The organism is Phenylobacterium sp. (genome assembly GCF_016793225.1).
Taxonomy (GTDB): domain Bacteria; phylum Pseudomonadota; class Alphaproteobacteria; order Caulobacterales; family Caulobacteraceae; genus Phenylobacterium.
The window spans coordinates 1-22653 of sequence record NZ_JAEUMN010000099.1 but is presented as its reverse complement, the minus strand read 5'-3'; the positions used below and the strand labels follow the sequence as shown (position 1 = coordinate 22653).

General features: G+C 71.8%; 18 protein-coding genes. 13 read left to right on the top strand and 5 right to left on the bottom strand.

All coding sequences use genetic code 11. The features are described 5' to 3' along the window. Positions 1–4 precede the first annotated feature (4 nt). Entirely contained in the window at positions 5–838 is an 834-nt protein-coding gene (locus JNK30_RS11725) for an ABC transporter permease (protein WP_293482421.1), read from the bottom strand. 135 nt (positions 839–973) lie between these two features. Here JNK30_RS11725 and JNK30_RS11720 point away from each other — a divergent pair, with 135 nt between their 5' ends. Genes JNK30_RS11720 through JNK30_RS11710 form a run of 3 tightly spaced genes read left to right on the top strand, consistent with a single transcriptional unit; the run spans position 974 to position 3776 of the window. Next, entirely contained in the window at positions 974–2053 is a 1080-nt protein-coding gene (locus JNK30_RS11720; RefSeq protein ID WP_293482420.1) for a glycosyltransferase family 2 protein, read from the top strand. Continuing rightward, a complete protein-coding gene (locus tag JNK30_RS11715) occupies positions 2050–2406 on the top strand; it encodes a hypothetical protein (protein ID WP_293482419.1) in 357 nt (118 codons plus the stop codon). Before JNK30_RS11720 ends, JNK30_RS11715 begins: the two co-directional genes overlap by 4 nt. Continuing rightward, positions 2403–3776 carry a hypothetical protein gene (locus JNK30_RS11710; protein WP_293482418.1) on the top strand — a complete coding sequence of 458 codons (1374 nt, stop codon included), beginning with the start codon at positions 2403–2405 and terminating at the stop codon, positions 3774–3776. The genes JNK30_RS11715 and JNK30_RS11710 overlap by 4 nt, the downstream gene beginning before the upstream one ends. Here JNK30_RS11710 and JNK30_RS11705 read toward each other — a convergent pair. Continuing rightward, complete coding sequence (locus JNK30_RS11705) at positions 3733–4806, bottom strand: hypothetical protein (RefSeq protein WP_293482417.1); 1074 nt, start codon at positions 4804–4806, stop codon at positions 3733–3735. The two genes, JNK30_RS11710 and JNK30_RS11705, sit on opposite strands and share 44 nt — an antisense overlap. A gap of 107 nt (positions 4807–4913) precedes the next feature. Here JNK30_RS11705 and JNK30_RS11700 point away from each other — a divergent pair, with 107 nt between their 5' ends. The 4 genes from JNK30_RS11700 to JNK30_RS11685 are packed head-to-tail and all read left to right on the top strand — an operon-like array spanning position 4914 to position 10682. Next, positions 4914–6857: a hypothetical protein gene (locus JNK30_RS11700; protein ID WP_293482416.1), complete on the top strand. Its 1944-nt coding sequence runs from the start codon at positions 4914–4916 to the stop codon at positions 6855–6857. Continuing rightward, positions 6854–8431: a hypothetical protein gene (locus JNK30_RS11695; protein WP_293482415.1), complete on the top strand. Its 1578-nt coding sequence runs from the start codon at positions 6854–6856 to the stop codon at positions 8429–8431. The genes JNK30_RS11700 and JNK30_RS11695 overlap by 4 nt, the downstream gene beginning before the upstream one ends. Continuing rightward, positions 8431–9456 (top strand): hypothetical protein, encoded by a 1026-nt coding sequence (locus JNK30_RS11690; protein ID WP_293482414.1) that lies wholly within the window; start codon positions 8431–8433, stop codon positions 9454–9456. The genes JNK30_RS11695 and JNK30_RS11690 overlap by 1 nt, the downstream gene beginning before the upstream one ends. Continuing rightward, positions 9432–10682, top strand: coding sequence for a hypothetical protein (locus tag JNK30_RS11685; protein ID WP_293482413.1), 1251 nt, complete (start codon positions 9432–9434; stop codon positions 10680–10682). Before JNK30_RS11690 ends, JNK30_RS11685 begins: the two co-directional genes overlap by 25 nt. Here JNK30_RS11685 and JNK30_RS11680 read toward each other — a convergent pair. Continuing rightward, positions 10642–11451, bottom strand: coding sequence for a DUF6270 domain-containing protein (locus JNK30_RS11680; protein ID WP_293482412.1), 810 nt, complete (start codon positions 11449–11451; stop codon positions 10642–10644). The genes JNK30_RS11685 and JNK30_RS11680 overlap by 41 nt on opposite strands. Positions 11452–11657: 206 nt before the next feature. On the opposite strand from JNK30_RS11680, the gene JNK30_RS11675 reads away from it, so the two are divergent. The 5 genes from JNK30_RS11675 (at position 11658) to JNK30_RS11655 (ending at position 20095) form a co-directional block, all read left to right on the top strand. After that, the gene (locus JNK30_RS11675) at positions 11658–13448 is read left to right on the top strand and encodes a type I secretion system permease/ATPase (protein ID WP_293482411.1); all 1791 of its coding nucleotides are present in this window, start codon (positions 11658–11660) and stop codon (positions 13446–13448) included. Beyond that, positions 13445–14818 carry an HlyD family type I secretion periplasmic adaptor subunit gene (locus JNK30_RS11670; RefSeq protein WP_293482410.1) on the top strand — a complete coding sequence of 458 codons (1374 nt, stop codon included), beginning with the start codon at positions 13445–13447 and terminating at the stop codon, positions 14816–14818. Before JNK30_RS11675 ends, JNK30_RS11670 begins: the two co-directional genes overlap by 4 nt. 212 nt (positions 14819–15030) lie before the next feature. Further along, positions 15031–16869 (top strand): calcium-binding protein, encoded by a 1839-nt coding sequence (locus tag JNK30_RS11665; RefSeq protein WP_293482409.1) that lies wholly within the window; start codon positions 15031–15033, stop codon positions 16867–16869. A gap of 437 nt (positions 16870–17306) precedes the next feature. Further along, positions 17307–18023: a hypothetical protein gene (locus tag JNK30_RS11660; protein ID WP_293482408.1), complete on the top strand. Its 717-nt coding sequence runs from the start codon at positions 17307–17309 to the stop codon at positions 18021–18023. A gap of 419 nt (positions 18024–18442) precedes the next feature. Then, positions 18443–20095: a glycosyltransferase family 4 protein gene (locus tag JNK30_RS11655; RefSeq protein WP_293482407.1), complete on the top strand. Its 1653-nt coding sequence runs from the start codon at positions 18443–18445 to the stop codon at positions 20093–20095. A gap of 433 nt (positions 20096–20528) precedes the next feature. Here JNK30_RS11655 and JNK30_RS11650 read toward each other — a convergent pair whose 3' ends face one another. Together JNK30_RS11650 and JNK30_RS11645 are read right to left on the bottom strand one after the other, a co-directional pair. Continuing rightward, positions 20529–21509 (bottom strand): M23 family metallopeptidase, encoded by a 981-nt coding sequence (locus JNK30_RS11650; protein ID WP_293482406.1) that lies wholly within the window; start codon positions 21507–21509, stop codon positions 20529–20531. Positions 21510–21553: 44 nt separating this feature from the next. After that, a complete protein-coding gene (locus tag JNK30_RS11645; protein WP_293482405.1) occupies positions 21554–22297 on the bottom strand; it encodes a sulfotransferase domain-containing protein in 744 nt (247 codons plus the stop codon). Between the two features lie 113 nt (positions 22298–22410). On the opposite strand from JNK30_RS11645, the gene JNK30_RS11640 reads away from it, so the two are divergent. Continuing rightward, a partial coding sequence (locus JNK30_RS11640; protein ID WP_293474879.1) for an NTP transferase domain-containing protein occupies positions 22411–22653 on the top strand: 243 nt, incomplete at its 3' end.

The following is a 22653-nucleotide window of genomic DNA, read 5'->3' as shown; positions in this document are numbered from 1 at the left end:
GCGGTCATAGATAGTGGACGATCCGGCGACGGGTGCGGGCGAAGATCAGGAAGGTCGCGCCCCAGCCCAGCACGGCCATGCTCACCAGGACCACCCAGGTGTGGGCCAGCACCGGCTGGCCCATGAGCGGGCCGCGCACCGCCTGCAGCAGGTGGTAGAAGGGGTTCAGGTCCAGGTAGACCTGATGTTTGCCGAAGCGGTCCGGCAGCCAGAACACCGGCGTCATGAAGATCGCGAACTGCATCACCGACCCCACGATCTGCGGGATGTCGCGGTAGCGGGCCGAGGCGATGCCCGCCAGCAGCGACACCCAGCTCGCGTTCAGCAGCATCAGCAGGATTCCGGCGAGCGCCAGCGCCGGGTCGGCGACCTTCCAGTACCCGCCGAAGATCAGCACGGCGACCACGATCACCAGGTGATGGCCGAGGTTGATGAGGTTCCGGAACACCGTGCGCCACACGAAGGTGAGCATCGGCAGGGAGGTCTGGGAGAGCATCCCCGAGGCCTGGACGAAGGTGTCGCAGCCCTCGTTGATCGTCCCGGTCATGACGCCGAAGAAGACGATGCCCAGGGCCACGTAGGGCAGGAACTGCTCCAGCGGCAGGTTGAAGAGGCTGGCGTAGAGGAAGCCGATCCCGAGGACCATCAGGCCCATCGAGAGCGTGATCCAGAACGGGCCCAGGACCGAGCCGCGGTAGCGCGAGGCCACGTCGTGGGTCGCCAGCGACCAGGCGAGCCCGAGGCGCGCGAACGAGTTCCGGAGGTCCCTGAACGCCATCTGCAGCTGGAACAGCGCGCCGCGCCGTCCGGTCCGCAGCATGTGGGTGGCGGTTTCCATGACCTCTCCGACAACAGCCGCGCGAGGTATCAGCCGGCCTATCGCGGCGCAAGGACGCCGCCTGGGCGGCGTGGGGGCGGGGGCGGCGGATCACCGCGCCTTCAAGCCGGCGGACTTCCATGTTAGCCCGGCGTCGTGCCCCGAAGCGCGACCGCACGTCCGCCCGAGATTCCCGCCCGCATGGCGGCCGGCCTGCCCGCGCTGTCGCTGGAGGAGGCCGGCGTCTGGCTGGTGGTCCCCTGCTACCGCGTGAAGAGCCAGATCCTGCGCGTCATCCGCAAGACCCCGGCGTGGTTCGAGGGGATCGTCTGCGTCGACGACGCCTGCCCCGAGAACTCCGGCGACTTCATCGAGGCGAACAACACCGATCCTCGGGTGCACGTCGTGCGGCTCTACAAGAACCAGGGCGTGGGCGGGGCCACGCTGGCCGGTTACGCCGAAGCCGCCCGGCGCGGGGCGCGGGTGATGGTCAAGGTCGACGGTGACGACCAGATGGACCTTGGCTACGCCGCCCAACTGGTCGCGCCCATCCTCCTGGGCGAGGCCGACTACGCCAAGGGCAACCGCTTCACCTCGATCAGCCACCTCACCACCATGCCGACCGTGCGGGTGCTGGGAAACGCGATGCTCAGCTTCGCGGCCAAGCTGTCGACCGGCTACTGGAACCTGTTCGACCCCACCAACGGCTACACCGCGATCGAGGCCAACGTCGCCCGCCTGGTCATGGAGAAGCGGGTCAGCCGGCGGTTCTTCTTCGAGACCGACCTGCTCTATCACCTGGGCACCCTGCGCGCGGTCGTCCGCGACGTGCCGATGCCGGCCCGCTACGCCGACGAGGTGTCGAACATCCGCATCGGCGCCATCGTCGGGCCCTTCGCGTTCAAGCACCTGCGCAACTTCGCCCAGCGGGTGATCGGCCAGTACTTCGTCCGCGACTTCAACGCCGCCTCGCTCGAGCTGGTGTTCGGGATGCTCTTCTCGTTCTTCGGCGTGGCCTATGCGCTCAGCTACTTCGCCAACCGTATCCCCGGCCAGGCCGCCTCGGCCGGCGTGGTCATGCTGGCCGCCCTGCCGGTCATCCTGGGCGCGCAGTTCCTGCTGCAGGCGATGAACTTCGACGTGCTGAACGTGCCGCAGCGGCCGATCCATCCCTACCTCGCCGTCCTGCGCGAGCTCGAGACCGACGACCCCGACGCCGCGGAGCCCCCGCCGTGACCCCCCGCGACATGGCGCTGTGCAGCGTCTTCGCCGTGGCGCTGCCGATCGGCCAGATGCTCTTCAAGTGGGGCGCGGTCTACAACGAGCGGCTGTCAGGGCCCTTCCTGGCGCGGGTGCTGGTGAACGGGCCGCTGATCGGCGCCTTCGCCTGGTACGCCCTCACGGCGCTGCTGTGGTTCTACGTGCTCACCCGCGTGCCGCTGTCGCTGGCCTACGCCTTCTCGCTGGCCGGCTCCTGCCTCGTGCCCTTGGCCGGCTGGCTGGTGTTCAAGGAACAGGCGTCCTGGACCATGGTCGCGGGCTACGCGCTGATGCTGGCGGGGCTCTTCCTCGTGGTGCGGCCAGCGTGACCGGCGCCGCGCGCTGGAGCTACTGGGCGGTCCTGGCCGGCGGCTGGGCGCTGGTCCTGTGGCTGAACCTGCCGGGCCACCTCACGGTCGATTCGGTCCTGGCGCTGCACGAGGGCCGGTTCGGGGTTCGCACGACCTGGAACCCGGCGCTGTTCGGCTGGCTGCTCGGCGCGCTCGACGGCCTTCATCGCGGCACGGCGCTGGCGGTGGCGCTGAGCGCGCTCCTGGTGTTCGGCGGCTGGGCGCTCCTGGCCTTCGCGCGGCCGCGGACGAGCTGGGCCGCCCCGGTGGTCGCGCTGGCGGCGCTCGCCCTGCCGCAGGTGATGCTCTACCCGGCCATCGTCTGGAAGGACGTCTGGTTCGCCAACTGCGCCCTCGCGGGGTTCGCCGTCCTGGCGTTCGGCCTGCGCGCCGGCCGGGCGTCCTGGGTCAGCCTGGCCCTGGCCGCGCTGCTGTTCGCCGCCGCGGGCCTGCTCCGACAGAACGGGCTGATCCTGGCCCTGCCGGCCGCGCTCGCCGTCGCCTGGGGACTCGCCGGCCGCGGCTGGCGCAGGAGCCTCGGCCTCGCCGGCGGGTGGCTCGTGGCGGTCGCCGCGCTGACGCTCGCGCTCAGCGCCGTCGCGCGGCCGCAGGGCGCCGGCGCCCCGGACAACGCGGGCGAGAAGGGCCTCCGCCTGCTCGCCACCTACGACCTCGCCGCCGCGGCGCACCTCCAGGCCGGCCGGCCCACGCCACGCATCGACGCGGTGGCGCCCGACGTCGGCGCCTACCTGCGCGCCAACGCCGACCGGCTCTATGCGCCCGAGCGGGTGGACGTGCTCACGGCGGACGCGGCGCTCGCGGCCGGGCTCAAGCGGGTGCCGCGCGACGTCATCCGCGCCGAATGGCTCGACCTCGTCACCGGCCAGCCCGGGCTGTGGCTGCAGGCCCGCCTGCTCGCGTTCCGCCAGGTCGCCGCGACGCCCGTCATCGACCGCTGCCTGCCCGCCACCGTGGGGATCGAGGGCCCGCCCGCCACCCTGGCGGCCCTCGACATGCCGGCCCGCCGCGACGCCCGCGACGTGCGGCTCTACAATTACCTGACCTGGTTCCTGGACACGCCGGCCATGTCGCACCTGGCGTATGGCGCGGCGGCGGCCGCGGTGATGATCCTGCTCTTGATCCGGCGCGATCCCGCCGACCTCGCCATCGCCGCCTTCATGGCCGGCGCGCTGGGGTTCGCGGCGAGCTTCCTCGCGATCTCGATCGCCTGCGACTACCGCTACCTCTACGTGCTCGACCTCGCGGCGATCACGGGCGTCGTCTACCTGGCCCTGGACCCGCGGCTCAGGTCTCGAGGGCCGCGTTCAGCTCGGCGTCGATCTGGGTGAGGAGGGTGTGCGCGGCCTCGAGCCGCCGCAGGTCGGCCCGCCAGCCTTCCTCCAGCACCCGGCGCTGCTTCTCCATCTCGGCGCGAAGCTCCGCCTGGAACGATTCCGCCGCGGCCAGCCGGTCGCGGGTGTCGCGGAGCTCCGCGCGGGCGGCGGACAGGTCCCGCGCCTGCGGGGTGACCAGCGCGCCGACGTCCGCCGCGTGCGCGGCCAGGCGCTGCGCGGCGCCCTCCAGCAGGCCGTCGTCCGGCTCGCCGCCTGCCGCCTTCGCGGCGAACCAGTCGTAGGCGTCCTGGGCGATCGCGCCCGCCCAGCCCAGCTCCGCCAGCCGCGCCTCGCCGGCGTTGTGGCGCAGGTCCGGTGTCAGGAACCGGTCGATCTCCTGCCCCGCGGCCGCGGTCAGCTTCGGCAGCTTCGCCCCGTGCGCCGCCTCGATGCGCTTCACCTCCGCGCGCCAGTCGGCCAGCAGGGCGTCATAGGCCACGAACGCCCGGGGCAGGTCGCGGGTGTAGGCCTCCGCCGCCAGCATGTAGGCCGTCCAGACCAGCACGGACTTCTCGTCGGTGAACCCGTCCCGCCGCCGCAGGGATCCCGCCACGGCCAGCGGGTGGCGCACGGGAATCACGCACCGCGCCGAAACGCCCTTCTGCCCCATCAGCGCGCGCCAGAACGGCAGCAGCACCGTGGCGCGGGGGTCCTTCATGAGCGGGTGCGGCGCGTCCGCGAACTCCTCGTCGAACAGGTCGGCGCCGCGCGCCAGCCAGCCCTTCTCCTCGTCCGGCGGCAGCGGCCGGAACGGGTAGGCGAACGGGTCGTCCCAGGCCGAGCCGGCGGCCCGCAGGCGCTCGTCGTTGAAGAGCGCGATCTTCCAGGGCTCGAAGTAGCCCTTGGCGTTGTGCTCGTCGCCCGGCATCACGTTCGCGGGCAGGTCGCAGCCGGCCAGGGCCAGCAGCTGGGTCACCGCGGAGGTTCCCGAACGGTGCATCCCCAGCACGAGGTAGGCCGTGCGCGTCGCAGTGGTCTCGCTCATCGCCTGCGCGTGGTAGGGGCGCGGACGGCCCGCGGCAAGCGGTTGATCCCCACTGGCAACTGTTGCACACCACCCGCGCCCGCCGCCGCAAGGATCCCGAAGACCCGATGCCCACCAGGGCCACCGCCCGCAGACGGCCGGAGCCGGAAGACGTCCTGAGGGTGATCTCGCCCGCGTTCGATCCCGACTTCTACCGCGCGATCTACACCGACCTCCCGGCCGACATGCCGCCGCTCTGGCACTACCGCATGGCGGGCTGGCGCGAGGGCCGCGATCCTGCGCCGTGGTTCTCGGCGCCCGACTACCTGGCCGACAATCCGGAAGTGCAGCGCGCCGGGTGGGAGCCTCTACACCACTACCTGTCGCGTGGGCGGCGCGAAGGCCGCGAGGTCCGGCCGTCGCGATGGGCGGCCCGGTACTTCGGCGAGACCGGCTGGGCGCCGCCCGCCTGGAGCTTCAAGAGCTTCGGCGCGACCCCGGCGCCCGCGGCGGCTCGGCCCGCGATCCCGCTCAACGAGCAGGAGGCCGCGATCGCCGCCGAGTTCGACGCCGCCTTCTACCTCGCCGCCAACCCCGACATCGCTGCGGCCGGCATGGACCCGCTGCGCCACTTCCTGCGCACCGGGTGGCTCGAGGGGCGCGATCCTAACCCGCGCTTCTCGGTGCGCGACTATCTCGAACTGCACCCGGACATCGCCGCGGCGGGCGTGAACCCGTTCGCCCACTTCCTGCTGGCCGGGCGGGCCGAGGGGCGGGCGGCGCGGCACGATCTCGGGTTCCGCTACGACGTCCTGTCGCGGCTGAAGTCGCCCGAGGACCGGATCGCCGAGTCCGTCAGGGCGTCGGCCGCCCAGCGGGCCGATCCGCCGGAACGCCTCGCCGCGCCGCTGGCGGCCGTGCGCGACCTGCACCTGACCTTCAGCCACGACGACTACATCGAGCATTCCGGCGGCCTGCAGTCGTGCCTGCGCCGCGAGTCGGCGCGTGTCGCCCAGCTCGGCCGCGACCACCTGCACCTCTTCCCCGCCGCCGCCTGGCCGTCGGTGCGCGCGGCCGGCGAGCCCGGACCGCTGGGCGCCCTGCTCAACGGCCGCCGACTGGGCGTGTTCGCGCCCGAGACGGTGCGCGAGGTTCTGTCCCGCGCCGCGCCCGCCGGCCGCCGCAGCTTCGCCGTCCATAGCCTCCTCGGCCACGAGCCGGACGCCACCGCCGACATCGTCGAGGCGCTGGGCCTGCGCGAGGGCTTCTTCTGGCTGCACGACTTCGCGAGCCTCTGCTCGGGCTTCCACCTGCAGCGCAACGACGTCGAGGACTGCGGCGCGCCGGCGCCCGGAAGCGCCGCCTGCACGGTCTGCGCCTACAGCCCGACGCGGGCGCGCCACCTGGACGCCCATGCGCGCCTCTTCGAGCGCCTGCGGCTCACCGTGGTCGCGCCGTCGCAGACCACGCTCGACTTCTGGTCCGACCGCGGGCTCCTGAGGGCCGAGGCGGCCGTGGTGCTGCCGCACGCCGGCCTGGTCGCGCCCCGACCCGCCGCGGAGCCGGCCGCCGGCCGCCCCTTCCGCCTTGCCTACCTGGGGATGCCCCAGCCGCTGAAGGGCTGGCCCATCTTCCGCGAGCTCACCCAGGCCTTCGCGGGCGATCCCCGCTATGAGTTCCTGCACCTCGGCGGGCGGCCCGACCCCGGCGCCTACGCCCAGTTCCATCGCGTCATCGTCACGCCCGAATGGCCGACGGCGATGCAGGACACCCTCACCGAGCTGGAACCCGACGCCGCGCTCATCTGGCCGCTCTGCCGCGAGACCTTCTCGTTCACCGCCTACGAGGCGGCCGCGGCCGGCGCCGCAGTGGTCACGGGCCCCGATAGCGGCAATGTCGCCGCCTTCGCCGCGGATCCGCGGCACGGCCGCGTCCTGGCCGACGAGGCGGCCCTGTTCGACGCCTTCGCCACCGGCGAGATCCTGGCGCTCTCCCGCGCGGCGCGGCGGGCCGAGGTGTTCGACATCGCCTACAGCGGCATGACCGGCGACCTCGTCGCGGAGGCGCCGTGATCGGGCTCGTGCGCCGGATCGCCGCGCGGGCGCTGCGCCGCGATGGCGGGGAACGCCGCGCCGTGGCCGCCGCGTTCGACCGCGACTGGTACCTGACCACCAATCCCGACGTGGCCGCCAGCGGGGCCGATCCCCTGGCCCACTTCCTGGATCATGGCTGGCGCGAGGGGCGGGACCCGTCGCCCCGGTTCTCCATCGACGAGTACCTCGAGAACAACCCCGACATCGCGGCCGCCGGGATCAACCCCTTCGTCCACTGGCTGCAGCATGGCCATGCCGAGGGCCGGCCCACGCCCAACGCCCTCGGCTTCCGGCAGCAGGTGATCCGGCGGCTGAAGCCGGTGGACGAGCAGGTCGAAGCCGTGCTGCAGGCGCAGCGGACCATGCCCCTGGCCTCGGCCGACGCCCTCTCGGCCGCCCTGGGCAAGGCGCGCCACGGGCTGGCCGGCCTGCACCTCACCATCAGCCACGACGACTACCGCACGCGCGTCGGCGGCATCCAGCTCTGCATCCACGTCGAGGCGCGCGAGGCCGCAGCCCGCGGGCGCGACCACCTGCACCTGCGACCCGCCGCGCTGTGGCCGGTCGTGCGCGCGCCGGGCGAGGAGGGGCGGCTCGAGGTCGTGCTCAACGGCCAGACGCTGGGCGTCCACGGCCCGGCGGCGATCGCCCAGGCGCTGACGCGTTGCGCCGCGAAGGGCGGCTCCTTCGCCATCCACAGCCTGCTGGGCCACGACGCGGCGGAGACCGCAGCCATCGCCGAGGCGGCGGGACTTCGGGCCGGCTTCCTCTGGCTGCACGACTACGCGAGCCTCTGCGCCGGCTTCCACCTGCTGCGCGACGGCGTCGAGGACTGCGCCGCGCCACCGCCCGACAGCGCGGCCTGCGGCATCTGCGTCTACGGCCCGGCCAGGGCGCGCCACCTCGAGGCTCACGAGGAGCTGTTCCGCCGCCTCGACCTGACGGTGGTGAGCCCCGCGCAGGGCACGCTCGATTTCTGGCGCGCCGCCTGGGACTTTCCGGCCGCCGGCCATGTCGTCCATCCGCACGCGACGCTCGCGCCCCGCGGTCCGGCGGCGGTTGCGAAGCCCGGCCCGCTGCGCGTCGCCTTCGCCGGCCACACGGCGGCTCACAAGGGCTGGCCGCTGTTCCGCGACCTCGTCCTGCAGCACGAGAAGGACGCCCGCTACGCGTTCCTGCACCTGGGCGCGCAGCCCGAGAAGGGGCTGCCCTTGGCGTTCCACGAGGTCCGCGTGGGGCCCGACAATCCGCAGGCGATGCGGGAGGCGCTGGAGCGGCTGGAGGTCGACGTCCTGCTGCACTGGCCGCTCTGGCGCGAGACCTTCTCGTTCACCGTCTACGAGGCGGTGGCCGCGGGGTGCGCCGTCGTCACCGGTCCCGACAGCGGCAACGTCGCGGCGGTGGTCGGGGCGGACCACGGCTGGATCCTGCCGGAGGCGGAGGTCATGCCGGCCTTCGCCGACGGCCGCGTGACCGAGCTTTCCCGCGCCCGCCGCCGTCCGATGCTCTACGATCTCAAGCTGAGCGGCATGACGCTCGATCTGGTTCCCTGATGAAAGTCCTCGTCTACACCAGCTTCACGTTCTCGTACCTGAACCGCGCGCGGGTGCTCTTCCAGACGCTGCGCCGCTTCCATCCCGACTGGGAGCTGGCCGCGCTGATCACCGACAGGCCGCCGCCCGGCTTCGATTTCGACCCGGCGGACGAGCCCTTCGACCGGCTGGTGTGGGCCAGCGACCTCGGCATCCCCGATTTCCAGGGCTGGCTCTTCAAGCACGACGTGGTCGAGGTGTGCACGGCGGTGAAGGGCCCGTTCCTGCACCAGGCGTGCGGCTGGGGCTTCGATGCGGTGATCTACCTCGACCCGGACACGGCGCTCCTGGGCAGCCTGGACCCGCTCGTGGACTGGCTCCAGGACCACGACATCCTGCTCACGCCCCATCTCACCGAGCCCAACGACGACGAGATGGCGATCCTCGACAACGACATCTCCACCCTGAAGACCGGCATCTTCAACCTGGGCTTCGTCGCCATCCGGACGCAGGGGGAGGGGGCCCGCTTCGCGAAGTGGTGGAACGACCGCCTGCTCAAGTACTGCTACGACGACATCCCCAACGGCCTCTTCGTGGACCAGCGGTGGTGCGACCACGTCCCGGCGCTCTTCGACCGCCTGAAGATCATCCGCGACCCGGGCTACAACGTCGCCAGCTGGAACCTCTCGACCCGCAAGGTCTCGGTGGAGAAGGACGGCCGCATCACGGTCAACGGCCACCCCCTGCGCTTCTGGCATTTCACCAAGCTGGGGCCCATCGGCGACACCATGACCAAGCGCTATGCGGGCCGGAACTTCCAGGTCTATGAGATCTGGGCCTGGTACAAGCGCGAGGCCGCCGCCGCCACCGACGCGGCGATCCCCGAGCGCTGGTGGGCCTACGGGACCTACGAGGACGGCAAGCCCATCGCCAAATCGGAGCGCGTGCTCTATCGCCAGCGCCAGGACCTCCAGGACGCCTTCAAAAACCCCTTCGCCTCCGGCCGCGGCAGTTTCCAAGAATGGCTCGAACACGAAGGCGCGTGACGCCGGACGCGCCCCCGGCGCAAGATTCCGACCCGAACGGCGCGCTGCTCGAGAAGGCCCGCGCGGTCGGTGAGAAGGTCGCGCGTCTGAAGCGCGACTTCGAGGGCGCGCACCGGCTGGCCCACGACGCCCAGGTGCGTGAGGCGCTGACGCGCACCGAGCTCTCGCTCGCGCTCCACGAATCGCTGGCGGCCCGCGCCGAGCTGGAGGCCCGCGTCCGCGCGCAGGCGCTCGCCGCCTTCCGCGCCCGGCGCCCGCAGAGCCGTCGGCGGCGCAACCGCATCTCGCGCGCCGTCGACCGGCTGCTCGCCCGGTTCGGATCCGGCGGGCAGGCGCTGGTGATCGCCCGCAGCGGCGTCTGGCGGGGAACGGGACGGCCGCTGCACGACCTCCGCCACATGGCCGCCTATGCCCGCCGCCGGGCCAGGCCCGACGTCGCTCCGCTCGCGCCGGTCGATCAGGCCTGGTACCTGGAAACCTACCCCGACGTGGCCGCGCGCCGGATGGCCCCGCTGGTCCACTACCTGGTCTCGGGCGACCGTGAGGGCCGGGCGCCCAGCCCGCTCTTCGACGGCGCCTGGTACGCGCGCCAGGCGGGCCACGACCTGGCGGCGTCCGGGCTGTCCCCGCTGGAGCACTACCTGCGCTCAGGCGCCGTCCGGGGACTCTCGCCGCATCCGCTGTTCGACGTGGGGCACTACCTGGCCCAGGCGCCGGTGCTGGAGCCCGGCGACGACCCGCTGTCGCACTACATGCGCGAGGGCGGCTACGTCGGCCTCTCGCCGCACCCGGCCTTCGATCCGGCCTGGTACCAGCGCCAGGCCGGCGCCGCCATGGCCGGGCGGCCCGCCCTGCTGCACTACCTGGGCGGGGGCTGGCGCGAGGGGCTGTCGCCGCACCCGCTGTTCGATCCGGCCTGGTACCTGGAGCAGAACCCGGAGGTGGCGGCCGCCGGAATCGAGCCGTTCAGCCACTTCATGGCGTTCGGCGGCTTCGAGGGCGCCAGCCCCAGCCCCTGGTTCGACACCGCCCATTACGTGGCCGCGCGCGGCGAGGGCCTGCCGCCGGGCGTGAACCCGCTGACCGACTACCTGCAGGGCGGCGCGTGGGCGGTGGGGGAGGCGCGTCCCGGCCTGCCGACGGCCGCCTACCTCGCGTCCCGCCCGGAGCTCGCCCGCGCCGGCGTCACGCCGCTGGAACACTGGGCGCGGCGGGCTGGTCGCTGAACGCGTCGTCCAGGCCCAGCGCCCGCAGCTGGCGGCGGATCTCCTCGTAGTATTCCGGCACGTAGTGGAACGGCGAGAGGCCCCAGCGATGGCCCGCGTCCGCCAGCCGTTCGGCCTCGGCCTCGATCCGCGTCATCGGCGGCATCACCGCCTCGAAGTGCGTCTCCTGGCGCTCGAGCAGGGCGTTGTAGTCGGCGATCTCCACCGGGTCGCCGCCCAGGATCTCCGCCTGGGTCATCGGCCGCACGCCGCGGTCCCCATCGCGCCAGGCCGTCGCCCAGCGGGCAGAATGCAGGATGAGCCGGGCCTCGCGCAGGGGCGTCGCGCCCAGCAGCGCCGCGAACTCGGCGGCGCCCTCGCGCCAGAGCCGTTCGCCTGCGGCCGACAGCCGCGGGATCGTGCGGCGCCGCTTCAGCGCCGGGCGCGTCAGATAGCCGCTGCGCACCATCTCGCCGCTCTGGACCACCAGCGCGTCGCCGACCGAAAGCAGGTCGAACCGGTCGTCGATGAAGTCGAAGATGATGTCCGTGGGACGGAACGCCAGCAGGCGGGCCAGCGCCGTCTTGGTGATGTCGGCGACGAGGGCGCCGTGCTCGTGCTTGCGCAGGTCGGCCGGCGGGCTCTTCGCAGGGGAGAACCCGGTCACCGGCGGCGACAGGAGGCTGGGGAAGCTTGTGCGCGACACATAGAGCAGCCGCTCCGCGCCGTCGCCACGGATCGGCCACAGATCGCGGGTTATGCAGCTGCCGACGATGGCGATTCGCGACATAGGGGTATCCGGGCTCCGCGCCGTCTCTTGTCCCAATACGCCGCAGCCGCGGACGAATCACGGCATTGACTCAGATTGACCGCAAACGCATCTACGCGCGCTCTCGGCGCAGGGCTGTCTGTACGACCGGATCGGGTCTGCGTTCACGCCTTCTTACGCGGAATGGTGTATCAGGCCTTCGGGTCTGCAGGGACGGCTAAGGCGCGATGAAATTCCTGACGTTCCTCTCGGATTTGCCCGACAACGTGCTGGGCCGCGCGCTGCGCGAGGGCTACAAGCCCGCGGCCGTCGCGTTCGGGTTCAGCCTCGTTTCGAACCTGCTCTACCTGGCGCTGCCGCTGTACACCTACCAGGTCTACGGCCGGGTCATGGTGAGCCAGAGCCTCGCCACGCTCTGGATGCTGACCCTGGTGACGCTGTTCGTGTTCGCCATCTCCAGCGTCATCGACGACTTCCGCGCGCGGATCCTGATCAACTACGGCGTGATGCTGGACCAGCGGGTCTCGGGCCGCGTCTTCACCAGCCTGTTCGACGCCGCCGTCCGCGGGGATCCGGGCGCCCGCGCCCAGGCCCTGCGCGACCTCGACCAGTTCCGCCAGTCGCTCACCGGCATCGCCGCGGCCGCGTTCTTCGACGTGCCCTGGATCCCGGTGTTCATGATCGTGCTCGCGATCATCGACCCCGTGGTGGGCATCGTCACCTTCGCCGGCGGCGTGGTGCTGGTGATCCTCGCCATCATGCAGGCCCGCGCCACGGGCGCCGCCCTGAAGGACGCCAACGAGGCGGCGCTGAAGAGCTACGGCTTCACCGATGCGGCGCTCCGCAACGGCGAGGTGGTGCGCGCCATGGGCATGCTGCCCACGCTCGGCCAGGCCTGGGCGCGCCACCGGGCGGTGACCATCGAGCGCGGTGCGGCCGCGGCCGAGGCGTCCAACATGTACACCGACATCATCAAGGCGGTGCGCATGGGGATCCAGGTGCTGATCATCGCGGTCGGCGCGCACCTGATCCTGAAGGGCGACATCCACATGGGGATGCTCTTCGCCAACATGATCCTGGCCAGCCGGGCCCTGCAGCCGATCGAGAAGATCGTGGGCTCGTGGGACCCGCTCAACAACATGGTCCGGGCGTACGATCGCCTGAACAAGCTGCTCGCCAACGCCGAGCCCACCGCCGCGGCCACGTCGCTGCCGCGGCCGCAGGGCAAGCTGTCGGTCGAGGGGGTGAACTTCGCCCCGCCCGGCGTCCAGCGGCTCGTGCTGGCCAACGTCAACTTCGCCGTCGAGCCGAACGAGGTGCTGGGCGTGATCGGCCCCTCGGGCGCCGGCAAGTCGACCCTGGCCCGGCTGCTGGTCGGCATCTGGCGGCCGCTGAACGGGGTGGTGCGCCTGGACGGCGCCGACGTCTTCGCCTGGGACCGCGCCGACTTCGGCCGGCACGTGGGCTACCTGCCGCAGGACACCGAGCTTTTCGCCGGCACGGTGCGCAACAACATCGCTCGCTTCCGCGACGGCGTGACCGACGAGGAGGTCGTGGCCGCGGCCCAGCTCGCCGGCGTGCATGAGCTGATCCTGCGCATGCCCAAGGGCTACGACACCGACGTGGGCGAGGGCGGCGTGGTGCTGTCCGCCGGCCAGCGGCAGCGGGTAGGCCTCGCGCGGACGCTGCTGGGCAACCCGGCCTTCGTCGTGCTGGACGAGCCCAACGCCAATCTCGACGCCGAGGGCGAGGACGCCCTGATGCGGGCCATCGACGCCATGAAGGCCAACGGGGCGACCGTGGTGATCATCAGCCACAAGCCGGGCGTCTTCCGGGCCGCCGACAAGATGCTGGTGCTCCGTGACGGCCGCGTCGAGCTGTTCGGGCCGCGCGACCAGGTGATGGCGCGCCTCGTGAAGCCCGCCCAGCCCCAGGTTCAGCCGCAGCAGTCCCAGCCGCCGCAACAGCCGTCCGCGCCCCCGGCCGCCGAAGTGCGCGCGGTGGAGGGCGGCCGGTGAAGCTCGACCTCGCGACCAGCCGCACCAACTACGTCACCCCCACCTTCGGGGGCGGCGAGGATCCCGAGACCCCGCCCGAACTCGAGCGGCGCCTCAAGCGCCCGATGCTCGTGGGCGCCGGCGTCATCGGCGCCTTCGTCGTGGGCCTCGGCCTCTGGGCGTCGGTCGCCGAGCTTTCCACCGGCATCACGGCGATCGCCGAGGTGCGCGCCGACGCCATGCGCAAGACCCTGCGCTCGCGCGAGGCCGGCTATGTGAAGCAGATCCTGGTGCGCGAGGGGCAGCAGGTCCGCGCCGGCCAGCCCCTGCTTCTGTTCAACGACGTCGAGGCGCGCGCCGCCGTCGACGTGCTGCAGAACCAGTACGACACGCTGATCGCCCAGAACGCCCGCTTCTCGGCCGAGGCCCTGGGCCGCAACCAGCTGCAGTTCCCGGCCGAGCTGACCGCGCGCATGGCGGACCCGCGCGTGGCCCAGCTCATCCGCGACCAGGAGTTCCTGTTCACCAGCCGGCTGCAGTTCTTCCAGGGCCAGTCCGCGATGCTCGGCCAGCGCGTCGAGCAGCAGCAGAGCCAGGTCCAGGGCGCGCAGGCCCAGGTCGATTCGATCAACGAGCAGCAGCGGCTCACCGAGGAGGAGCTCGCCGGCTACCGCAAGCTGAACGAGCAGGGGTTCGCCCCCAAGACGCTGATCCTGCGCTACGAGCGCAGCCTGGCCGAACTCGGGGGCCGCAAGGGGCAGCTCCTGGCCGAGATCGCACGCATCCGCCAGCAGATGGGCGAGACGCGGCTGCAGCTCGCCACCCTGCGCGACGAGCGCCAGAGCCAGGCCGCCGAAGGCCTGCGCGACAGCCAGATGCGCCTCGCCGACGTCGTCCCCCGCCTGACCACGGCGCGCCAGACCCTGGCCAACACCGTCGTCCGCGCGCCCGTCGACGGCTACGTGTTCAACAACACCCAGTTCACGGTCGGCGGCGTCGTCGGCGGGGGCGAGGTGCTGATGGACGTGGTGCCCTCCACCGTCCCGCTCACCGTCACCGCCATGATCAAGCCGGAAGAGGTGGACGAGGTCCGGGTCGGCATGCCCGCGAAGGTCAAGCTGACCGGGCTGAACCAGCGGTTCAACGACTCGCTCGACGCCCGCGTGACGGTGGTCTCGGCCGACCGCATCACCAACGAGAAGAACGGCGCCGCGTTCTACCGGGTCGACCTCCGCATCCCGCCGACCGAACTGGGCAAGCTCAAGAAGGGCGTGCAGCTGACGCCCGGCATGCCCGCGACGGCGCTCATCGTGACCGGTAAACGATCCGTTATGGGCTTCATCATTTCGCCAATTACGGACACTTTGGAAGACGCCTTCCGCGAGGAGTAGAGGCGTCGGCGCCACACCCGCAGGCGTCGGGATTCCGGGGGCTTTTTCAGGTTGCGTATTTGGCGGTGTTCCGATACGTCTCCCCTCGGGCTCGTCTAACCTGACGCCGTGGCCGTGCTATGGCGCTTGGGGTAATGGACCGCTGGGACTGCTCCATCGGGGATGGGGGTCAAGCGTGCCAGGGGTCCGTGTGACACAGACTGGAGAGACTAATGGCGACGTATTTCTTCGAGACGATCACGGACGCGCAGGCCGCGTCCTATAACGCGGCCACCGACAACCTGGTCTTCGGCCAGACCGGCGAGCGCGCGAACATCACGACCGTCCGCTACAACCCCGCGACCGCCACGTCGGCCGCGACCGTCACCCTGATCTCGGGCCTGACGGGCAAGACCGTGACCTTCCCCGGCACCTTCGCCGGCGAATTCCCGATCTTCCCCGACAGCTCGGTGCTGCAGGTTGGCGACACCGGCAACAACACCAGCGCCGGCCAGGCCGTGACGGGCGACGGCCTCTACGGCGGCGACGGCAACGACAGCCTCGACGGCAACTCGGGCAACGACCTGATCCAGGGCAACGCCGGCACCGACTCGCTCGTCGGCGGTTCGGGCAACGACACCGTCTACGGCGGCCGCGACGACGATACGATCACCCTCGGCTCGGGCTCGAACTTCGGCCAGGGCAACCTGGGCAACGACTCGATCGACGGCTCCGCGGCCAGCTCGACGGGCACGCTGCTCGGCGGTCAGGGCACCGACTCGCTGATCGGCGGCGCGGGCAACGACTTCCTGAACGGCAACCTGGGCAACGACACCCTGTCGTCCGGCACGGGCTCCGACCAACTGTTCGGTGAAGCCGGCAACGACTCGCTGGTCAACGCTTCGGCGGAAGGCTCGGCGGTGGTCGCGAACGGCGGCGACGGCGACGACACGATCAACGTGACGGACGCCAACCTCGACGGCGACGGCGGCGCGGGCAACGACACGATCGCCCAGGCGGTCACCGGCGGTAACACCGGGTCGACGGCCAGCAACATCCAGGGCAACGCCGGTAACGACAGCCTCACCACCAACAACGCTGGCACGAACACCATCCTCGGCGGCCAGGGCAACGACACCATCACCAACACCGCGGCTGCCGCGGGTACGGACGTCTTCAACGGCAACATCGGCAACGACTCGATCGTTTCCGGGACCGGGAACGACTTCGTGCTGGGTGAAGACGGTACGGACACCCTCGACCTCGGCGCTGGCAACGACACCGGCTCAGGCGGCACGGGCAACGACTCGATCGTGGCCGGCGCCGGCAACGACATCGTGACCGGCGACGACGGCAACGACACCATCAGCAACGCTGGCGGCGGCAACGACGCCATCGACGCGGGTGCGGGCAACGACCAGGTCACCGGCGGCGCCAACGTCGACAGCATCACGCTGGGCGATGGCGACGACTCGGCCACGGGCGCGGCCGGCAACGACGTCATCTCGGGCGGCAACGGCGCCGACTCGATCGACGCGGGCGCCGACAACGACGTGGTCACGGGTGGCGAAGGCAACGACGTCCTCCAGGGCGGCGCGAACTCCGACAACATCGACGCGGGCGGCGGTGACGACAGCCTCGACGGTGGTTCGGAAGGCGACACGCTCAACGGCGGCGACGGCAACGACACGATCGTCGGCGGCGCCAACACGGACTTCCTCCGTGGCGGCAACGGCAACGACCTGTTCGACTTCGCCAACGGCTCGTCGGGCGTCACGGCCGGTTCGCTGGACCAGATCCTCGACTGGCAGTCGACCGACGCTCTGCACTTCGGTCAGGGCACGGCCACCGACGGCGTGAACTACATCGAGCTCACCGCTTCGAGCTACGATGCGGCCCTCACTCTGGCGAACACCCAGATCGCGGGCGGCAACAACTACGTCGTGATCCAGGTCGGGTCCGACACGGTTGTGTTCGTCGACACGGCTGGTGACAACGGCACGGCCGAAGACGCGGTGGTGCTGGTGGGCCGTACGCTCGCCGACATCAGCGCGGCGAACATCCCGCTCTAATCCGGGACCGAGCCAAGCTCAAAGGATCGGGCCGCCCCTCGGGGCGGCCCTTTTCTTTTGGGATTCCGGGCGCCCAGCCTCGAACAAGGCGACCCACGGGGGCAGGGCGACCGCGTGCGCTTTAGGCCCTCCTACCCTTGCAGACCTTGCTCCAGGAGGGAGCTAAGCCGGTGTTCGGATCCTCCCCCGCAGGGGGAGGGGGACCGCCGCAGGCGGTGGAGGGGGGCGATCCACAGCGCCACCGACCCCTCCACCCTGCTGACGCAGGGTCCCCCTCCCCTTGCAGGGGAGGACCGGTTGCCCGGCTGGAGGGGCAGGGGCGGTCTTCCTTGCGAGCTCCGCAGGCGCTCGATCGAACCGCGGAGGCCCCAGAGCCTGCCCTTCGAGCGCAGAGCCCCCTCCCGCTGATGGCTGGCGCGCCGTATGGTCGGGGCGACATGCAAAGGCCGGGTGCAACGGTGGACAAGACAGGCTCCCATCCTCAGGACGACGCCCAGGGCGAAGCGCTGCGGGCGCCGCGCTACACCGACGCCCCGGAGCGCATCCGCGGCCTGCCGGTGGACCATCGCGGCTTTCCCGTCCCGTTCTTCGCGGCCTGGATCGACGGCAAACCCGACCATCGCGTGGTCGACCGCGCACGCCTGGGGCCTGCGGTTCTCAAGGACCTGTGCTGGATTTGCGGCGAACCCCTCGCCGGCGACCGCGCCTATGTCATGGGCCCCACCTCGGCCTTCAACCGCGTGACGACCGAGCCCGCGTCTCACTGGGACTGCGGCTGCTTCGCCGCCTCGGCTTGCCCCTTCCTCACCCGGCCGCGGATGCGGCGCAGCCACAAGGGTCTCGAAGCCGCCGAGGTGACGCCCCCCGGCGGCATGGCCGAGCACAACCCCGGGGTCTGCGTGGTCTGGGCGACTCCGGCCTTCCGCCCCACCCTCCATCGTGACGGGAAGACCCGCCTGTACGAGATCGGCGACCCCACGCGCGTCGCCTGGTTCCGGGAAGGCCGCCCGGCCACGCGCGCCGAGGTGATCGAGGCCCTGGACGAGGTGATCGACACCTACCGTCCCAGGGTCGCCGCCGCCGGTCCGGCCGCCGCCGAGCAACTGGCCCGCTACACCGACCGCGTCCTCGCCCTGGCCCCCGCCCCACCCTGACGCGCCGGGCCCGACGGGTGGCTCCGCCTCGGTCCCCCCCTGCAAGGCGAGGGGGACCACGCGCAGCATGGTGGAGGGGGTCCTGGCTCCGCAGGCAGCCCCCCTCCACCGCCTCCGGCGGTCCCCCTCCCCCTGCGGGGGAGGACCGGTTCCTCGGTCGCAGGAACGGGCCCAACGACCCCACGCCGCCATGCGATTCACGACGGCCGCGTCCGGTCCTCCCCTGCAAGGGGAGGGGAACCATGCGCAGCATGGTGGAGGGGTCTCTGGCTCCGCAGGCAGCCCCCCCTCCACCGCCTCCGGCGGTCCCCCTCCCCCTGCGGCGGAGGACCGATTCCTCTGTCGCAGCCGCTGCCGCCCCCGTCCGTCGCCTTTTCCGTGGTTCCGCCCCGCGAGTGCGGGTATGAGCGCTGCCACGCATGTCCAACGCGGCGATCTTCCTTCACCCCAACGGCTTCGACACCACGGGCCAGACGCTGCTCGGTCGGCACTCGGCCGGGGAGAGCTTCCTGCGCGGCTTCGTGCGCCACGCCGACGTCGACCGGTTCTACTTCTGGAACGTCGCCGGACGCCCGCAGGAGGAGCTCGACGCGCTGGTGACGCGGATCGAGGCGCCGACGCGGCCGATCACCTGGATTCCCCAGACCGCGCGCGCGCGCCTGGGCGAGGCCGGCGTGCTGAACGTCCCGTCGCCAGAGATCGACACCGAGGCCTGGAAGCGCCGCCGCTACGGCTCGCGCCTCTACGCGCTGACCGGCATCACCCACACCACCGCCACGGGGCGCGTCATGCGCATGATCGGCGACCTGCTGATTGCGCCGCTGCACGACTACGACGCCCTGATCTGCACCTCGAGCGCCGTGCGCAACGCCGTCGAGACCCAGCTCTCGATGATGCGCGACTACTTGGCCGACCTGCACGGCCCCCGGCGGCGGCCGGAGCCGCAGCGCGTCACCATCCCGCTCGGGGTCAACGCCGACGACTTCCAGACCTCGGCCGAGCACCGCAAACGCTGGCGCGAGCAGCTGGACATCCCGGAGGACGCGATCGTCGCGCTATACGTCGGACGCTTCCAGGTGAAGGCCAAGATGAACCCGGCGCTGATGGCCATGGCCCTCGAGCGCGCGGCGCGGCGAACCGGCAAGGCGATCTACTGGGTCAACTCGGGCTGGATCGAGCCGGCCGGCACCGAGGACGTCTTCCACGGCGAGACCCGCAAGCTCTGTCCGTCCGTCCACTACCGCCAGATCGACGGCCGCCCGCCCGACGTGCGCTTCTCCATCTGGTCGGTCGCCGACTTCTTCATCAGCTTCTCCGACAACATCCAGGAGACCTTCGGTCTCACGCCCGTCGAGGCGATGGCGGCGGGCCTGCCCTGCGTCGTCACCGACTGGGACGGCTACAAGGACACCGTCCGCGACGGCCTGGACGGCTTCCGGGTCCCCACCATCGCGCCGCGCCCCCACTTCGGCGGCGACCTGGCCGACTACTTCGCCAACGGATGGCTGGCCTACGACAACTATGTGGGCGCCGCCGCGCAGTACGTGGCCGTGGACCTGGACGCCGCCGAGGCCGCCATCGCGCGTCTGGTGGAGGACGCCGACCTCCGCCGCACGCTGGGCGAGCAGGCGCGCCGGCAGGCCCGCGCCGTCTTCGACTGGTCCGCCATCATCCCGCAGTACCAGGCCCTGTGGGCCGACCAGGACGCCCGTCGCCGCGCCGCCCCGCCTGACCCGGCGCCCATGTCCGACCCCTATCGCCCGGACCCCTTCACGCTCTTCGCGGGCTATCCCACCCGGCACATCGGACGCGCCGATGTCGTCTCGCTGGTGGCGGGCTGGGACTGGACCACGGCGCTGGCGCGGCTGGACGCGCCCCTCGCGGTCTACAGCCGCTTCAACCGCGCGAGCGCGAGCGAACTGGAGCTGGTCTTCGCCCATCTCGTGCAGCATGGGCCCACGCCGGTGGCCCGCCTGCGCGACCTCGTCCCCCCGGGGCGCAGCAACTTCCTGGAGCGAAGCCTGCTCTGGCTGGCGCGCCACGACATCGTGCGCATCGACATCGGCGGCTGACGCCGTAGGCCAAGGCGATCGCGGAAGGCCCAAAAGCAATAGGCCGGACGCAGACCCGTCGGTCCATCGTCCGGCCAAAGCGACACAGCCCTGGAGAGCTGGGCTGACGGGCGGAAGCTAGCCGAAAGCTCCACCGAGGCCTAGCCGCCCGCAGATCACGAGTCGTTCAACAAGGTTCGACGGGCGCGGGAATCTCGACGGTCCGGGAACGACCTTCCTGTGGCCGCCGAGGCGCTCGATCGGCGAGTCAGACGGCTGGACGCGCCCCGGTCCTCCCCTGCAAGGGGAGGGGGACCCTGCGCAGCAGGGTGGAGGGGTCTTGAGCGCCGGGCGCAGCCCCCCTCCACCGCCTTCGGCGGTCCCCCTCCCCCTGCGGGGGAGGACAGGCTAATCGATCGCACGGGGCGCCGCGGGCGCTTTCGACGCCGCTTGCCTACAGCCGCACCTGCAGGCGGCGGCTGACGGCGACCTTGCCGGACCGCCAGACGCGGTAGTCGGCCACATACACACCCTTGGGCCACCCTGCCGCCGGGCGACGCTTGCCGATGAGGTTGAAGTCCTGCGCCCGCCAGCGGGCCAGCGGCGGACGGCGGACGGTGGCCAGCACGGCGCCGTCGGGCGCCTTCAGCTCCAGCTCGGCCTCGTCGCCGGGCAGCAGCCCGATAGCGCGCACATAGAAGATCATCCAGGGGGAGGCGGCGCCCGCGAACGGCCTGACGGTCGCGGCCTCCACATCCTCGGCGCTGGGCTGGGCGTCGGTGAAGCCGGCGTTCAGGACGACCCCCTGGCGGTAGGCGAGCTTCGCCGCGGCGGCGGCGGTCCACATAGGCCCGGAGCGACCGGCCGGACAGGCGGCCGCCATGTCCGGCGCGAAGGGGTCGATCACCCTGTCGCCCTGGCGGACGTCGAAGTGGAGGTGCGGGAAGTCGCTGTTTCCCGTGATCCCGATGCGGCCCAGGCGCTGGCCCGCGACCACCGCCTGTCCCGGCGCCACCGCGATGCTGCCATTCGCCATGTGGCAGTAGACGGTCAGCCAGCCGCCGCCGTGGTCGATGGACACGCCGTTGCCGCAGCCGTTCTGCGGTCCCGTCGCGCGCCCGGGCGGCTGGTCCGGAACGCCGTCGCGGATGTAGCGCACGGTCCCGGGCGCCGCGGCGACCACCGCCACGCCCCGGCGCATCGCCGCCATGTCCGGCAGCCGGAAGTCGACCCCGGTGTGCGCCTGGTAGCTCTGGAGCCCGCAGCGATAGTCCTTCGCGCCGGGTCCCGGGTCGCGGTCCACATAGTGCTGGAGCTCGCAGGTCCGGCCCGGCTCGCAGGCGACCGGCAGGCCGAACCGCGGCGGACCGGCGGGCGCCGCGCTCGCGAGCAGCAGGGCCATGGGGGCCAGGACGGGAAGGGCGAGGCGCGTCATCGGCAGACCCTGGTGCGGCGCGGAGGCCAGAGTATGTCCGGCGCTCAGCCGAACCTGATCCCCGTGAGCGCCGCCAGCCGCTCGGCGTCGGCGGCGTAGATGTGGCGCAGGAAGGCGACGTCGGCGGGGTCCGGGACGCCCGCGTCCGGACCCACGTGGCTGCGGCGGGGCGGCGGCGGCGGGGCCGGCGGGAGGTCGAGGAAGGTCCGCACCTGCCCCAGGGCGGCGCCCGGGTCCGCGCGCAGGCCGTCCGACGTCAGCAGGAGCACCTGGCGGCGCGCGAAGATCTCGAAGATCCGCTCCAGCTGCTCGCCGTAGAAGCCGCGCTCCACATAGCTGAACTCGCGGTGATGGCCCCACGGCTCGCCGTCGAAGCAGCGCTGCCGGCCTTCGCGCACGCACCAGCCGAACGGCCGCGTCTCGGCCCCGCGCGCCGTCTCCATCCTCCAGTGCGACCACGCCCGCTCCACCGGGTCGCGCAGCACCAGGATCAGCTTCATGGCCGGGTTGTAGGCGCAGATCCGCTCGAGGCTGCGCGGCCAGTACGCATAGATCGGCGTCGCCTCGCCCGCGGGCCGTCCGCCGACCTCGGGGAACCGGGCGTGGTAGCCGTCATAGTCGGGATGGCTCCAGTCCTGGCTCTCATCGTCGAAGAAGTGCAGCTCCTTCTCGGAGGGCAGGACGATGTCCCCGTAGTCCGACAGGTAGTCGAACAGGGCCGTGGTGCCGCCCTTCTGCACGCCGGCGACCAGGAAGTTCACGAGCGGGGCGGGACGCGGCGCGGCCATCACCTCCCATCCCGCGCTCCGACCCTTCGGGCAAGCCGGATTTCGGGGCGCTTCTGGCGGCGGCGGGCGGCGTCCGTTATGAGGGCGTCACGAACGGGGCGAAGGCCGAACGCATGAAGACAGTGATCCTGGCCGGCGGCCTCGGCACGCGAATCTCCGAGGAAAGCCAGTTCAAGCCCAAGCCGATGATCGAGATCGGCGGCCGGCCGATCCTCTGGCACATCATGAAGCTGTATTCGTCCTACGGCTTCAACGACTTCGTCGTCTGCCTGGGCTACCGCGGCTATGTGGTGAAGGAGTATTTCGCCAACTACGTGCTGCACAATTCCGACCTGACCGTCGACCTGAAGTCGGGC